Genomic DNA, 13,804 nt, shown 5'->3' with positions numbered 1-13,804 from the left:
TCAGCGGCGCGCGGCGACGTAAGGGACGAGATCGGTCAGGGCCGAAATGGTGAGATCGGCACCCGCACCGAGCTGTTCCGGTTGTATGCGCAGCGCCTTGAACAGGCTCTTCGGCCCGATCACCGCTGCGCCTGCAAGTTCGTCGCGCAGGGCCTGCGAGGTTACACGCTCGATGCGCGCTACCGTCATGCCGTAAGCCTTGGCGCCGGCGATGTCGAAGCCGTTTGAGGAGACGAACAGGATCTCGTCGCGCGTCAGGCCCAGCCGCTCCTCGACCAGGCGATAGCCGCGCGGATCGGGCTTGTAGCTGCCGATCTCGTCGACGCTGATCACGGTCTCCAGCAGCGTGTCGATGCCGGCCTGCCGGGTGAGATTGGCCAGCATGGCCGGGCTGCCATTGGAGAAGATGGCGAGGCGTGTGGGGGCGAGACCCTGCAGCGCTGCCAGCGCCTCCGGATAGAGCGCCAGCGCGTCATAGGCTGCGGCGATGCGGGCAATGAAATCGGGCGCGGCCTCGAGCCCGAGCGTCTTCAGCGTGAAGTCGAGCGAGGCCTGTGTCACGCTCCAGAAGTCCTCGTAGCGGCCCATCAGGGCGCGCAGCCAGGTGTATTCGAGCTGCTTCAGCCGCCAGATCTGGGTGATCGTCTCGCCATGGCCGGGGAAGGCGGCATCGGTGACGCCGGCGACCGACTGCACGTCGAAGAGCGTGCCATAGGCATCGAAGACAACGGCCTTGATCGGCATGGCTGCGTTCTCCCTTGGAGGTCTTGGGGGCGTTGTGGCGCTATTCTTAGCGCTCGCCTTGGCCGCGCGGAGCGTGATATCCGCACAAGCACTTGTTCGCAGACGCACAGGATACGCGAATGTCCAGCCGCCCCGTCATGCTGATGATCCTCGATGGCTGGGGCTGGCGCGATGAGAAGGACAACAACGCGGTCCTGTTGGCGAAGACTCCGAATTTCGATCGGTTCTGGGCCTCGTCGCCGCACGCCTTCCTGCGCACCTCTGGCCTCGATGTCGGCCTGCCTGAGGGGCAGATGGGCAATTCCGAGGTCGGCCACCTCAACTTAGGCGCCGGCCGCGTCGTGATGCAGGATCTGCCGCGCATCAACCAGTCCGTTGTGGATGGCACACTGAAGCAGGCGCTGGACGCGAGCGGGCTGATCGGCAGGCTCAAGGCCAGCGGCGGGACCTGCCATATCCTCGGCCTGGTCTCGCCCGGCGGCGTCCATGCCCATCAGGACCATGCGGTGGCGCTGGCGAAGCTCGTCGTCGCGGCGGGCGTTCCGGTGCTTATCCATGTCTTCACCGATGGCCGCGATACGCCGCCGCGCTCGGCGAAGGACTATGTCGCCGCGCTGGAGGCGGCGCTGCCGCCGCAGGTCAAGATCGCAACGGTGAGCGGACGCTATTATGCGATGGACCGTGACAATCGCTGGGAGCGCGTCGAGCTCGCCTGGAAGGTGCTGGCGCTCGGCGAGGGCGAGCGCATGCCGAATGCGGGCTCGGCGATCGAAGCCGCCTATGCCGCCAATGTCAGCGACGAGTTCATCAAGCCGGCGGCGATCGGCGACTACAGCGGCATGGCCGATGGCGATGGCCTGCTCAGCTTCAACTTCCGTGCCGACCGCATCCGCGAGATCCTGGCGCCGCTGCTGTTTGCCGAATTCAGCGGCTTTCCACGTCTGCGCATGCCGAAGCTTGTCGGCGCGGTCGGGATGACCTCGTACAGCTCGACGCTCGATCCGATCATGCCGGCGCTGTTCGCACCGCAGAGCCTGGCCAACGGGCTTGGCGAGACGGTGTCGCAGGCGGGTCTCAGGCAGATCCGCTTCGCCGAGACCGAGAAGTATCCGCACGTCACCTATTTCTTCAATGGCGGGCGCGAGGAGCCTTTCGCCGGCGAAGAGCGCAGCATGACGCCGTCGCCGAAGGTCGCGACCTATGATTTGCAGCCGGAAATGTCGGCGCCGGAGCTGACCGGGAAGGTCGTTGCCGCGGTGGAGAGCGGGCAGTACGATCTCTTCGTGCTGAACTTCGCCAATCCCGACATGGTCGGCCATACCGGCGTGCTGTCGGCAGCGATCAAGGCGGTCGAGACGATCGATGCGAGCCTGGGCCAGATCGCCGAGGCCATCCTCGCCAAGGGTGGGGCGCTGATCGTGACTGCCGACCATGGCAATGCCGAGCTGATGGTCGATCCCGTGACCGGCAACCCGCACACCGCCCACACCACTTTTCCCGTGCCGGTCATGCTGATCGGCGGGCAGGCGACGGGGCTGGCCGAGGGCCGCCTCGCCGATGTCGCGCCGACCCTGCTCGCGCTGCTCGGCTTGAAGCAGCCAGCCGAGATGACCGGGCAGTCGCTGCTGCGCTGAGCGGCGGTCAGGCCGACGTGATGCCGGGGATCGCGGCGATCTCCGCAGCCAGGAAATCGATGAGCAGGCGGACGCGGGCGACAGCCGCCCGCTCCGGCACGATCAGCATGCTGAGCGCAATGCTCGGCAGGGCATAATCGGTCAGGATCGGCTCGAGCTCGCCTGAGCCCAGCAGGTCGTCGATCAGCCAGCGATGGGCCGGGGCGATGCCACGGCCGGCGCGCAGCGCCTCGCGTGCTGCCAGGCCATGGTCCACCCGCAGGGGGCCGCCGAACGGTACGGCGTGGCGCTCTCCGCCGGAGTCCTGGAGCGTGAGCAGGTCGCTGCCGGCGATGTTTGTCATGCGGATGCCGTCATGGCTCGTCAGGTCGCGCGGTGACACAGGCCGTCCACGCGCAGCGAGATAGGAAGGCGCCGCCACTAGGAGCCGCTGGGAGCGGCCGAGCGGGCGAAGCCGCATCGTGCTGTCGGCGAGCGGGCCGAGGCGAATGGCGATGTCGACGCCTTCGCGGATGAGATCGATGCGCTCGTCGCTGAGGCTGAGGTCGACGCCGATCTCGGGATGGCGATCCTGGAAGGCGAAGATCAGCCGCGTCATGTGCAACACGCCGAAAGCGGCGGTGCAGGAGATGCGCACCGTGCCGGAATGACCGTCGCGGGCGCCGCGGGCTTCGTCGCCTGCCTGCTCGACCAGCCGCAGGATGGCGAGGCAGTGCTGGTAATAGCGGCTGCCTTCGTCGGTCAGCGTCACGCGGCGGGTGGTGCGGCTGAGCAAGGGGATGCCGAGCGCGGCCTCCAGCTCGTTGAGATGCCGCGTCACCGTCGATTGGCCGAGGCCGAGCTCGCGCGCGACTGCCGACAGGCTGCCGCGTTCGGCTACGCGGACGAAGCTGCGCATCCGCTCCAGTGTGATGTCAGATCTATCCATAAAACGGCATAATCATATGCATTGCTGCATTATAGTGTAGAGCTGAGTCAGCGCCTAGTTCGGAAGCCGGTTCCCATCCGGAAAGGCTATCCCATGAAGGTCCTGCTCGTTTTCGCTCATCCCGAACGTCGTTCGCTCAATGGCGCGTTGCGCGACGTCGCCGTCGCCGAACTCGAAGCCCAAGGGCACGAGGTCCGTGTCACCGATCTCTATGCCGAAGGCTGGAAGTCGGAAGTCGATAGGGCGGACTTCCCAAACTGGCCGCGAGACGAGGGGCTACGCGTGGGGACTGCCTCTAAGAAGAGTTTCGAGGCAGGTAATCTCACCGACGACGTCAAGGCCGAGATCGAGAAGCTGCTCTGGGCCGACACGCTGATCCTGCAATTCCCGCTGTGGTGGTACACGATGCCGGCGATCCTCAAGGGCTGGGTCGATCGGGTCTATGCCTATGGCTTCGCCTATGGCGTCGGTGAGCACAGCGACAGACGCTGGGGCGAGCGTTTCGGCGAGGGGACGCTCGCAGGAAAACGCGCCATGCTGATCGTCACCGCTGGCGGCTGGGAGGAGCATTATTCAGCCCGCGGCATCAACGGGCCGATCGAGGACCTGTTGTTCCCGATCAATCACGGCATTCTCTATTACCCCGGCTACGACGTGCTGCCGTCCTTCGTCGTCTACCAGGTGGACCGGTTCCAGCCGGCGGATTTCGAGCGCGTCGCAGAACAATTGCGTGGGCGCATGCAGACGCTGGAGACCAGCGGGCCGATTCCCTACCGGCGTCAGAATTTCGGTGATTACCTTATCCCGGGGATGACGCTGCGCCCGGGCCTAGGCGAGCCGGAAGCCCGCGGTTTTGCCCTGCATGTCGATGCAGGCACGGCGGAATAGCCGGCGCCTCGGAACTCCCCCGGCGTTGGGTGGTTGTCCCGAAGGGGAGGACCACCCATGCCGAACAAGCACAGCGACCACCTGACCGATACGCCCGCTGCCTTCGTGACTGCGCAGCGCCCGGGACAGTCCGGCGCGCAGGACCAGCGGCGCGCGGGACCGAATCCGCGTTCCGCTCACCAGACCGGGCCGCATGCCCCCTATGAGCTGGGTGATCCGGAAGGCCTGGCTGCCGGCAAGCACGAGCGGAACGAGAAAACCAGCAAGCTCTGACAGATAGAGACGCGACGGGGGCGATCTTCGAGACGCCTTGCCCCATCTCGTGCTGGCGGCCCATTATGCGCAGGTACATCCGCCGATTACGAGCAGATCACGGTGGTTTCGGCAGCTCCGAAATCGGGCGGAAACGCTCGCTGCAAGTCAACCCAAACTATCGTTTGGTTTAATATTCATGCGATGACTATGGAATTTCACGCTGAACGGCAAGGTTGTCGCCTTGATCCCTCGCGCAAGTGAAAGTAGTGACGGCAATCATGCGCTTCCGGATGGGCGCATGTCGACCTGGGGGGCGGGTCGTCGCGGATGCCGGGGACGGGCGGATCCAGGATGAGAGCGCGCAATGCGAGAAAGCCGGCTCTGGCCGGTACGGTGGAGTCGGCAAAGCAAAGGACAATGCGGGACGAGATCCTCGACGCTGCGGCGGAGATCATTGTTCGCGAGGGCTATGACGCCTGTACGATGCGGGCGGTGGCGGCGCTGGTCGGTATGAAGGCCGGCAGCCTCTATTACCATTTCAGGTCGAAGGACGAGATCGTCGAGGAGATCCTGAATCAGGGGATCGAGACGCTCTATTCCCGGGTGGCAGAGGCTGTCCGAGACATGCCAAAGGCGGCGCCATTCGCGCAGCGGCTTTCAACCGCGGTGGGAATGCATGTCGCCAGCCTGGTCGGCAAGGACCAGAAATATATGCATGTCTACGAGCATCTGCCGCCGGTGATCAGGCGGCGCAGCCGCAAGATGCGGGAAAAATACGCTCAGCTCTGGTACGAGGTGTTCGCCACGGGCGTGGCGAGCGGCGAGATCAATGGCGGACACGATCTGCGCCTGCTGGTGCCGTATTTCCTGGGCGGGCTGAATCGGGTGCCGGAATGGATCCGCACCAGCGGCGCTGGCAGCGAGCAGATCGCAGCGCTCGCAACCGCAACCCTGCTCGACGGAATCGGCGCCAGGCAGTAGTTCGGAGGTCGGTCGCGTGATGAGAGTCGCGCAACCGATTGCCCCGTCAGCCTCGCCGGAAGCCATGCCCAAAACCTTTGCCATCAGCCTGAACGGCACCACCGACCTGCCGGCCGGCAAGATTGCCGCCGTCGTGACCTCGCTCGAGATGTTCTCAGCGCCGACGCGACGGCCCGACCCGCCGGGCGTCGCGGGCTTCTCGCTGGAGCCGATCGGCCGCGAGGATGTGGCCCGGTATCTGGCGGTCTATCGCCTGCTCGGCGAGCGCTGGATGTGGTTCAGCCGCCTGGTCAAGCCAGCCGAAGGACTCCGGGCGATCCTCTCCGACCCGGCCGTCGACTTTTTCGCGGTGCGCTTCGACGGGCGGGACGTCGGCCTGCTCGAGCTCGACTTCAGGGTTGAAGGCGAGGGCGAGCTCGCCTTCTTCGGCCTGGACGAGAGTGTCGTCGGCAAGGGGGCAGGGCGCTGGCTGATGAACCGGGCGCTGGAGCGCGCCTGGGCGAGGCCGATCGGCCGATTCTGGGTGCACACCTGCACGCTCGACCACCAGGGGGCGGTCGAGTTCTATCAGCGCTCGGGCTTTTCGGCATTCAAGCGCAGCGTCGAGGTCGACGACGATCCGCGCCTGCACGGGGCGATGGCGCGCACCGCCGTCCCGCATCACCCGGTGATCGAATAGGCGCCCGTCTTCAGGCGCGCGAGCGCAGGCCGATCGAGTCCATCATCGCCTGGTCGCGGGCAGCTTCCGCAGCACGTTCGGTGGCGCGCTCGCGATCGTCGAGGATCTCGACTTTTTTCATGTCCTCGAAGGCTTCCTGCAGCTCGGCCTTGGCCTCGTCGAGCTGGCCCTGCAGGTTGTCTGCGGATTGGCGCAGATTGTCGCGACGTCCCAGTGCCGCCTTGGCATAGGTCGGGTAGGCGAAATGGGCCGGATCGGAGATACCGGCACGCGTTTCCTCGTTCTGGATCTCGCGGTCGAGATCTCCAGCCATTCGGTTGAATTCCGCGATCATCATCTCAATCTGGCTTACCCGGCGGCGCTTTTCGTCCACCTGGAAGCGTTTGAGACGCAAAAGGGTCTCTCGCGACTTCATGTCGTGCCCAACTCCTGATTACGCATCGAGCCCGCTCCGGACTGCCTGCATCGCAAGCCGGCCGCTAGAACGGTCTCCAACTTTCGTTCAGAGACGGATTCACCGACCGGGTTGGTTCAACCTGATCGGATCCGACTCTGGTGGCGCGCCGACCCCTCGGCCCACCACCGGAACACTCCGCGAGACGAAAATCACAATGGCGCAAGGAGGTTGACCGTTTCTTACCAGGATCGCTCGCTTTCGATGCATGCAACGGGTGCGTCCCGGGCTCTCCCGGTCGAGCGCAGCTCGCGCTAGCGTGGGGCGAATCAATAACAAGGGGCGTGCGTGCCAGCGCGCCGGACAGAATCCTTGCCCGTCTCGCGCCGCCTCCCCGAGTACAGTCTGCTGCTGAGCGGACTTGCCCTGACACGGATCATCGGCTGGGGCTCGATCTACTATTCGCCCTCGGTTCTGGCGGCCTATCTCGATCGTGAGCTCAAGCTCGGACCTGCGGTCATCTTCGGTGGAATCACGATCCTGCTGGTGATCGGAGCGGCGATCGCGCCCCTGCTCGGGCGCCATCTCGACCGGCGCGGCACGCGACACGCTATGGCGCTGGGCGCCGTGATCTCGGGGCTGGGGCTGGCGCTGCTGGCGTTGGCGCAGGGGCCGGTCAGTTATCTTGCAACCTGGTTCGTCATCGGCATCGGTCATGCGATGCAGCTCGCCAATACCGGCAACGTCACGGTGGCGCAGTTGATGGGCGAGCGTACCCGCCGCGTGATCGGGCTGATGATGCTGGTCACCGGCCTTGCCTCCAGCGTGTTCTGGCCGCTGACCGCCTGGCTCAGTGCCGATTATGGCTGGCGCACCTGCCTCATGGTCTTCGCAGCGATCCAGCTCGTGATTGTGCTGCCGATCCATCTCGCCATCCCGGCCTATCGCGCCAAGCCGCTGGCTGAACCTGGCCCGTCGGCCATGCCGGCCGAAGAGCAGGGCAGGGTGCCGCCTGGCGAGCGGCGGGCGATATTCTGGCTGCTGGCGCTGAGCTTTTCGGCGAGTGGCCTGGTCTCCTGGGGATTGCCGCTGCACATCATCGGGCTGATGCAGGGGGCTGGCATCGGTGCGGTGAGCGCGGTGACGATCGCCTCGCTGAGTGGCCCCGCGACCCTGATGGCGCGAGCGGTCGATGCGGTTGCGGGCGAGCGCCTCCCGGTCGAGCGTGTGGCTCTGGCCGGACTCGCGCTCGGACCGGCCGCCTGTGTGCTGATGGCGCTTGCACCGGGGTCCAGCGCTATCGCGATTGCCTTCGTCATGCTGTTCAGCGCGGCCATGGGCGTGATCGCGGTCGCGCGCGCGACCCTGCCGCTGGCGCTGTTTGGCCGCCAAGGCTTCGGCGCGATGCTCGGCCGCCTGACCGTGCCGCAGAATCTGACCTTCGCGGCGGCGCCGCTGCTGTTCGCGCTGCTGGTCGAGCGGCTGGGCGCTTCGGGCACGCTTATGGTGTCGGCGGTGATCCAGAGCATGGCCTTGCTCGCCATGATCGTGCTGGTGCGCAGGCTGCGGACTTAGCGCTGCCCCAGAAGCGACATGGTCGGGTGCGCCGCTGACGCGATCGTGCATGGGATCGCGGCTCCCGCCGGCCTATCACGCGGCCTTTCCGACGTGATCGAGCTCAAGACGATATGCCGCCCTGTTCATTGACCCGCCGCCTTGCCCTGCAGGCCACGCTCGGACTGCTCGCGGCACCGGGGCTGGCCGAAACACGGCTGCCGCAGTTCCGCACGGCGCGCTACCAGTTCATCGAGCTCGATCCGGTCGAGCCGATGGCGCTGCTTTCCCTGCAAGGGCTCGACGGCAAGCCCGCCATTGCCAGGCCGGTGCCGGGCAAGGTCTGTCTCATCTATCTCTGGGCAACCTGGTGCCCGGTCTGCCGAATCACCTTGCCGCGCTTCGAGCGGCAGCTCGCCGACTTCAAGGCGAGGGGTGTCGAGCTCGTGACCATCAGCACCGATGAGCGCGAGCTGGCTCACGTCCGACAATATCTGGCGCGCCTCGGCATCAAGCGGCTGCCGGTCTTCTACGATCGCGCCGGCAAGGTCATCGCGGCGTCCGGGGCGGGGCAGCCGCTGTCGACCGCTGAAGGACTGCCGGTGATCTATGTCACCGACCGGCGTGGCGGCGTGCGCGGCTATATGCTCGGCGAGGCGGACTGGGCGTCGCCCCAGGCGACAGCTCTGCTCGATCATGTCGGGCGGCTGTAGGCTGCTCACATCCCCATGATTCGGGCGAGCCGGGAATAGCCGTCGGCGAGGCCGGTCGCCTCGTCCTTGGCCTGCTTCAGGAAGGCTTCGAGCTCGGGATTGAGCCGGATCGCCTCGTCGACCTCGGCGGACGCGCCTTGGCGATAGGCGCCGAGCCGAATCAGTTCCTCCATGTCGGCATAGGTCGCGAGCGTGGCGCGCGCCTTCTGCACGACCGGATAATAGAGTGGATCGCAGGAGCGCGGCATGGTGCGCGACACCGATTTCAGGATGTTGATCGCCGGATAGCGGCCGCGCTCGGCGATGGAGCGCTCCATCACGATATGGCCGTCGAGGATGCCGCGCACCGCATCGGCGACGGGTTCGTCATGGTCTCCGCCATCGACCAGCACGGTGAAGAGACCGGTGATCGCGCCGTCGCCGGTGCCCGGGCCGGCGCGTTCGAGCAGGCGCGGCAGTTCGGCGAAGACGGTCGGGGTATAGCCTTTGGTCGTAGGCGGCTCACCGGCGGCGAGGCCGATCTCGCGCATCGCCATGGCGAATCGCGTGACCGAATCCATCAGGCACATCACCTGCAGGCCCTGATCGCGGAAGAATTCGGCGAGCGTCAGTGTCGTCAGCGCCGCCTGCTTGCGCATCAAAGCCGGCTCGTCCGAGGTCGCGACCACGACGACCGAGCGGGCAAGGCCATCCGGCCCGAGATCGTCCTGGAGGAATTCCTGAACCTCGCGGCCACGCTCGCCGACGAGGCCGATGATGTTGACGTCGGCCCTCGCATAGCGCGCCAGCATCGAGAGGAGCACTGATTTGCCGACGCCGGAACCGGCGAAGATGCCCATGCGCTGGCCAAGACAGCAGGAGAGGAAGGCGTTGAGGGCGCGCACACCAAGGTCAAGCGGCCCGCCGACGCGCCTTCGGGCATGGGCTGACGGTGGATCGTTGCGGAACGGGATAGTGTGCTCGCCCTGCGGTAACGGCGGGCCGCCATCGACTGGCCGGCCGAGCGCGTCGACGACGCGGCCGAGCCAGGCGGGAGTCGGGCGCAGGCCGGCCACCGTGCGGTCGACATAGGCCGGACAGCCGCGGCGAACGCCATCGAGCCCGCCATACGGCATGACCAGCGCCTTTTCGCCGGAAAAGCCGATGACTTCGCAGGGAACGCGGGTGCCCGGCGCAATCTCGATGCCGACCCGGCCGCCCAGACTCATCGCGGAGATCGGCCCGGAGACCTCGACCAGCAGGCCGCGCACGGCGGTGACGCGGCCATAGACCGAGGTGGCCTCGAGCTCGCCGATCATCGCGGCGAGTGTGGATAACCGATCCGGGCCTGTCGAAGTGCCGCTCATGGACCCTGCCGTAAACCTTTCATTAAGCTGAGTGATTAACACTGCGTTTCGAAGCTGCGTCGAAGAGTTAAGCGATTTGCGCCTGATTCCTCGACGCGAGCTTACGCGAAAGGTGCTTTCGCGGCTGAAGCTCGTACGATCCGTGTCAAATTCGACTCACCTCGACAAGGATCGTCAACCTTTCGCCAAGAAGCGCTTGCGTCAGGGAATCAGGGTTTGTTAACCATTTCCCCGTAGCGTGTCGCGTGGCGTTTCATCGGGCAAGCGTTCGTCTCCAGGACCACGAGGGTTCTGGGTGGTTGAACGGGATCGCTGCCTCGGGGCGAAATTGGGGACGTGACATGCGGGTTCTGCTGATCGAAGACGATAGCGCGACCGCTCAGAGCATCGAGCTGATGCTGAAGTCCGAGAGCTTCAACGTCTACACGACCGATTTGGGCGAAGAAGGTGTCGATCTCGGCAAGCTCTACGACTACGACATCATCCTGCTCGACCTGAACCTGCCCGACATGTCGGGTTACGAGGTGCTGCGCTCCCTGCGCGTCGCCAAGGTCAAGACGCCGATCCTGATTCTCTCCGGTCTCGCCGGGATCGAGGACAAGGTGAAGGGGCTCGGTTTCGGGGCCGACGACTATCTGACCAAGCCATTCCACAAGGACGAACTGGTCGCCCGCATCCACGCCATCGTGCGTCGCTCGAAGGGCCATGCCCAGTCGGTGATCACGACCGGCGACCTCGTCGTCAACCTCGACACCAAGACCGTCGAAGTGGATGCAGCCCGGGTGCACCTGACCGGCAAGGAATACCAGATGCTGGAGCTGCTCTCGCTCCGCAAGGGCACGACGCTGACCAAGGAAATGTTCCTGAACCACCTTTATGGCGGCATGGACGAGCCCGAGCTCAAGATCATCGACGTCTTCATTTGCAAGCTGCGCAAGAAGCTCGCGAACGCCTCCGACGGCAAGAACTACATCGAGACGGTCTGGGGCCGCGGCTATGTGCTGCGCGAGCCGACCGAGGTCGAAGAGCGCATTCCGGCCTGAAGCTCGTCATCCCGGCGTCATCGTGGACGCCTAGAAGTTAGATCGCCTGATCGTCGGATGTACACGACAGGTGAACGGGGACCCCGCCGCGAGGCGGGGTTTTTGTTTGTCGGCGAGATCAGCCCTCGTCGAACACCGGGACAATCGCCCAGCGATCAGGTCCGGGCGGTTTTGAGCGGGGGAAGCGCGCTGCCGCGCTCTGCCGCAGCGGCAAAGCCCGGCCGTCGCGCCTGTGCGGTCGAAGCGGCGTCGCGGTAGACACCGCGGTATTGCGGGTCCGGCACCAGCGTCGTGGTGATGCCGATGACCGTTTCTGCCGCGCCAAGAAGGAAGGCGCCGTTTTGCGCGAGCCGGGCGGCGAGCGCGGCCATCACCCGCGCCTTCGTCGGGACGTCGAAATAGATCAGCACGTTGCGGCAGAAGATGACGTCGAACTGGCCGAATTGGTGATTCGGCTCCAGGAGGTTGTGCTGCTTGAGTTCAACCCTGTCACGGATGCGCTCGGACAGGCGCCATTTGTCGCCCTCCTGCCGGAAATGCTTGAGCAGGAGCTGGATCGGCAAGCCGCGCTGCACCTCGAACTGGCTGTAAAGCCCCTGGCGTGCCCGCTCGAGGACATCGGCGGAAATGTCGGTGCCGAGGATCTCGACCCTCCAACCGACGAGGCGGTCGGCCACCTCGTCGAGCAGCATGGCGAGCGAATAGGCCTCCTGACCGGTCGAGACCGCGGCGCACCAGATGCGCAGCGTCCGGCTCTGCGCATTGCTGGCGAGCTTCTCGGGCAGGATGATATCGCGGAACAGGTCGAAAGGCGTGCGGTCGCGGAAAAACAGCGTCTCATTGGTCGTCATAGCATCGACGACGGCGGCTTCGAGTTCGGAAGCGGGGCAGATGCGCAATTGCGCCACCAGTGCCGGTATCCCCGCAATTGTACGCCGCCGGCAGAGCATGCCGAGCCGGCTCTCGACGAGATAACGCTTCTCCGTGCTGAGAAAGAGGCCTGAACGCCGCTGCAGGAGCACGCGCAGGAAATCGAAATCCAGCTCGGTCATGCGGGATGGCTCCCACCGACGAGCGCCCGGATTGCTGGGCCGATATTGCCGAGCGGCAGGACCGCGCTCGCTTGCCTGGCGCGTACGACCGAGCCCGGCATGCCCCAGACCGTACTCGACGGCTCGTCCTGGGCGATGACCGCGGCGCCGGCACGGCGCAAAGCGGTCGCCCCTTCCGTGCCGTCGCTGCCCATGCCGGTCATGATCAGGCCGAGCGCGGCCGGGCCGAGATGGCGCGCGGCTTCATTAAACAGCACGTCCACGGCCGGCCGGCAGAAATGCACCGGCGGGCCGTCGCTGATGCTGGCGACGATATGGCCGAGCTTCCGCTCGATGCCGAGATGACGTCCCCCCGGCGCGACATAGATCGTGCCACGGGCGAGCCGCTCGCCGTCATGTGGCTCGCGTGCCGGCAGTCCGAGCTGCGCAGAAATCTGCTCGGCAAAGGAGGCGGTGAAGAGCGGCGGCATATGCTGGACGACCAGTATCGCCAGGCTGGCTGCCGCATCGCCGAGATCGCCGAGGACGCGCGCGACGGCACGTGGCCCGCCGGTCGAGGCGCCGATCACCAAATAACGCGGCATCGCCGATACCAGCGGGCGCAGGTCGACGATGCCGCTTGGCGGCAAGGCGCCATGGCCGGCCTCAGCGCCGACGTCGCCGTGACGCAGCCGGGTCTGCGCGATGCTCCCCAGCTTGCCCAAAAGCTCGCTGCGGAACCCCAGCGATAGCGTCAGGCCGCTGCGACTGTCCGGCTTGGGCAGAACGTCGACGGCGCCCATGCTCATGCATTGCAGCGCGAGTTTCGCATTGCGCTCGGTGAGCGTGGTGGTCAGCAGGACAGCGGTCCTGGGACTCTGCTTGACGATTCTGGGCAAGGCCTCGACGCCGTCCAGCACGGGCATGTCGAGATCGAGCACCATGATATCGGGATGATGGCGCTCGGCATGCTCGATCGCTGCTTCCCCGTCGCCGGCGACGCCGACGACATGGAAGCGACCGCTTTCGCCGAGCCAGCGCGCGAACAGCCCACGCACGACCATCGAGTCATCGGCGATCACGACCGTACTCGGACGCACACGGGCCTGGTCGGCAGGATTCGGCAGCGTGATCATCGCGCGAAATCAAAAAGTTGAGCATGGTCCGATCGCAAAAGTGGGATCCACTTTTGCAGAACATGCTCTTGCGCAGCCGGAGTGCGGGGATGTCGCATGTCGTGCGGCTTTTCTAGAGCAGGCCGACCTGATGGAATTTCGAGGCCACGATTTCCTTGTCGAACGGCTTCATGATGTACTCGTCGGCCCCGGCATGCATGGCGCGGGCGATGTGGGCGATGTCGTTCTCGGTCGTGCAGAACACGACCTTGGGCCGTTTGCCGCCGGGCATCTGCCGGAGGTTCCGCAGGAAGTCGTAGCCGTCCATGACCGGCATGTTCCAGTCGAGCAGGATGGCGTCCGGCATCTCGCCCTTGCAGGCGTCGATCGCGCGTGCGCCGTCCTCGGCCTCGGCGATACGAAACTGCAGCCCTTCCAGGATGCGGCGGGCGACCTTGCGGATGACGGCAGAGTCATCGACGACGAGGCAATATTTCAT

General features: G+C 65.6%; 15 protein-coding genes. 8 read left to right on the top strand and 7 right to left on the bottom strand.

Annotated features, from left to right (window positions below; translation table 11 throughout):
- Positions 1-744, bottom strand: a complete 744-nt coding sequence (locus ACSQ3M_RS14255) for a haloacid dehalogenase type II (protein WP_436150725.1) — start codon at positions 742-744, stop codon at positions 1-3.
- 119 nt (positions 745-863) lie between these two features.
- On the opposite strand from ACSQ3M_RS14255, the gene gpmI reads away from it, so the two are divergent.
- Positions 864-2,378, top strand: a complete 1,515-nt coding sequence (gene gpmI / locus ACSQ3M_RS14250; protein WP_436150724.1) for a 2,3-bisphosphoglycerate-independent phosphoglycerate mutase — start codon at positions 864-866, stop codon at positions 2,376-2,378.
- A gap of 7 nt (positions 2,379-2,385) precedes the next feature.
- On the opposite strand, the gene ACSQ3M_RS14245 is transcribed toward gpmI, so the two are convergent.
- Complete coding sequence (locus tag ACSQ3M_RS14245; RefSeq protein WP_436150723.1) at positions 2,386-3,306, bottom strand: LysR family transcriptional regulator; 921 nt, start codon at positions 3,304-3,306, stop codon at positions 2,386-2,388.
- A 93-nt stretch (positions 3,307-3,399) separates the two neighbouring features.
- Between ACSQ3M_RS14245 and ACSQ3M_RS14240 the strand changes: the two genes are divergently transcribed.
- From ACSQ3M_RS14240 to ACSQ3M_RS14225, 4 genes are all read left to right on the top strand, one after another.
- Positions 3,400-4,194 carry an NAD(P)H-dependent oxidoreductase gene (locus tag ACSQ3M_RS14240; protein ID WP_436150722.1) on the top strand — a complete coding sequence of 265 codons (795 nt, stop codon included), beginning with the start codon at positions 3,400-3,402 and terminating at the stop codon, positions 4,192-4,194.
- Between the two features lie 57 nt (positions 4,195-4,251).
- Positions 4,252-4,467 carry a hypothetical protein gene (locus ACSQ3M_RS14235; protein ID WP_436150721.1) on the top strand — a complete coding sequence of 72 codons (216 nt, stop codon included), beginning with the start codon at positions 4,252-4,254 and terminating at the stop codon, positions 4,465-4,467.
- Positions 4,468-4,866: 399 nt separating this feature from the next.
- Positions 4,867-5,430 carry a TetR/AcrR family transcriptional regulator gene (locus ACSQ3M_RS14230; protein WP_436150720.1) on the top strand — a complete coding sequence of 188 codons (564 nt, stop codon included), beginning with the start codon at positions 4,867-4,869 and terminating at the stop codon, positions 5,428-5,430.
- Between the two features lie 64 nt (positions 5,431-5,494).
- Positions 5,495-6,109, top strand: a complete 615-nt coding sequence (locus ACSQ3M_RS14225; protein ID WP_436150719.1) for a GNAT family N-acetyltransferase — start codon at positions 5,495-5,497, stop codon at positions 6,107-6,109.
- A 10-nt stretch (positions 6,110-6,119) separates the two neighbouring features.
- Here the strand turns inward: ACSQ3M_RS14225 and fliJ are convergent, their stop codons facing one another.
- A complete protein-coding gene (gene fliJ / locus ACSQ3M_RS14220) occupies positions 6,120-6,524 on the bottom strand; it encodes a flagellar export protein FliJ (RefSeq protein ID WP_092156084.1) in 405 nt (134 codons plus the stop codon).
- A 351-nt stretch (positions 6,525-6,875) separates the two neighbouring features.
- Here fliJ and ACSQ3M_RS14215 point away from each other — a divergent pair, with 351 nt between their 5' ends.
- Positions 6,876-8,078, top strand: coding sequence for an MFS transporter (locus ACSQ3M_RS14215; RefSeq protein WP_436150718.1), 1,203 nt, complete (start codon positions 6,876-6,878; stop codon positions 8,076-8,078).
- A gap of 128 nt (positions 8,079-8,206) precedes the next feature.
- The gene (locus ACSQ3M_RS14210; RefSeq protein ID WP_436150717.1) at positions 8,207-8,770 is read left to right on the top strand and encodes a TlpA disulfide reductase family protein; all 564 of its coding nucleotides are present in this window, start codon (positions 8,207-8,209) and stop codon (positions 8,768-8,770) included.
- A 5-nt stretch (positions 8,771-8,775) separates the two neighbouring features.
- Here ACSQ3M_RS14210 and fliI read toward each other — a convergent pair whose 3' ends face one another.
- Positions 8,776-10,068, bottom strand: a complete 1,293-nt coding sequence (gene fliI, locus ACSQ3M_RS14205) for a flagellar protein export ATPase FliI (protein ID WP_436150972.1) — start codon at positions 10,066-10,068, stop codon at positions 8,776-8,778.
- Between the two features lie 389 nt (positions 10,069-10,457).
- On the opposite strand from fliI, the gene ctrA reads away from it, so the two are divergent.
- Positions 10,458-11,159 carry a response regulator transcription factor CtrA gene (gene ctrA, locus ACSQ3M_RS14200; RefSeq protein WP_114829414.1) on the top strand — a complete coding sequence of 234 codons (702 nt, stop codon included), beginning with the start codon at positions 10,458-10,460 and terminating at the stop codon, positions 11,157-11,159.
- Positions 11,160-11,314: 155 nt separating this feature from the next.
- On the opposite strand, the gene ACSQ3M_RS14195 is transcribed toward ctrA, so the two are convergent.
- The 3 genes from ACSQ3M_RS14195 to ACSQ3M_RS14185 all read right to left on the bottom strand — a co-directional run bounded on the left by ACSQ3M_RS14195 (position 11,315) and on the right by ACSQ3M_RS14185 (position 13,804).
- Positions 11,315-12,211: a CheR family methyltransferase gene (locus tag ACSQ3M_RS14195; RefSeq protein ID WP_436150716.1), complete on the bottom strand. Its 897-nt coding sequence runs from the start codon at positions 12,209-12,211 to the stop codon at positions 11,315-11,317.
- The gene (cheB, locus tag ACSQ3M_RS14190) at positions 12,208-13,326 is read right to left on the bottom strand and encodes a chemotaxis-specific protein-glutamate methyltransferase CheB (protein ID WP_436150715.1); all 1,119 of its coding nucleotides are present in this window, start codon (positions 13,324-13,326) and stop codon (positions 12,208-12,210) included. The genes ACSQ3M_RS14195 and cheB overlap by 4 nt, the downstream gene beginning before the upstream one ends.
- A 112-nt stretch (positions 13,327-13,438) precedes the next feature.
- Entirely contained in the window at positions 13,439-13,804 is a 366-nt protein-coding gene (locus ACSQ3M_RS14185; RefSeq protein ID WP_110488743.1) for a response regulator, read from the bottom strand.

The organism is Allobosea sp. LjRoot90 (genome assembly GCF_964254315.1).
GTDB lineage: Bacteria > Pseudomonadota > Alphaproteobacteria > Rhizobiales > Beijerinckiaceae > Allobosea.
The sequence above is the reverse complement of the archived record's forward strand: the minus strand, read 5'-3'. Positions and strand labels throughout refer to the sequence as shown.

Coding starts and splice junctions, on each gene's coding strand:
- ACSQ3M_RS14235 (WP_436150721.1), top strand. CDS start 4,252: ATGCCGAACAAGCACAGCGACCACCTGACCGATACGCCCGCTGCCTTC.
- ACSQ3M_RS14230 (WP_436150720.1), top strand. CDS start 4,867: ATGCGGGACGAGATCCTCGACGCTGCGGCGGAGATCATTGTTCGCGAG.
- cheB (WP_436150715.1), bottom strand. CDS start 13,326: ATGATCACGCTGCCGAATCCTGCCGACCAGGCCCGTGTGCGTCCGAGT.
- ACSQ3M_RS14245 (WP_436150723.1), bottom strand. CDS start 3,306: ATGGATAGATCTGACATCACACTGGAGCGGATGCGCAGCTTCGTCCGC.
- gpmI (WP_436150724.1), top strand. CDS start 864: ATGTCCAGCCGCCCCGTCATGCTGATGATCCTCGATGGCTGGGGCTGG.
- fliI (WP_436150972.1), bottom strand. CDS start 10,068: ATGATCGGCGAGCTCGAGGCCACCTCGGTCTATGGCCGCGTCACCGCC.
- ctrA (WP_114829414.1), top strand. CDS start 10,458: ATGCGGGTTCTGCTGATCGAAGACGATAGCGCGACCGCTCAGAGCATC.
- fliJ (WP_092156084.1), bottom strand. CDS start 6,524: ATGAAGTCGCGAGAGACCCTTTTGCGTCTCAAACGCTTCCAGGTGGAC.
- ACSQ3M_RS14225 (WP_436150719.1), top strand. CDS start 5,495: ATGCCCAAAACCTTTGCCATCAGCCTGAACGGCACCACCGACCTGCCG.
- ACSQ3M_RS14185 (WP_110488743.1), bottom strand. CDS start 13,804: ATGAAATATTGCCTCGTCGTCGATGACTCTGCCGTCATCCGCAAGGTC.
- ACSQ3M_RS14195 (WP_436150716.1), bottom strand. CDS start 12,211: ATGACCGAGCTGGATTTCGATTTCCTGCGCGTGCTCCTGCAGCGGCGT.
- ACSQ3M_RS14240 (WP_436150722.1), top strand. CDS start 3,400: ATGAAGGTCCTGCTCGTTTTCGCTCATCCCGAACGTCGTTCGCTCAAT.
- ACSQ3M_RS14255 (WP_436150725.1), bottom strand. CDS start 744: ATGCCGATCAAGGCCGTTGTCTTCGATGCCTATGGCACGCTCTTCGAC.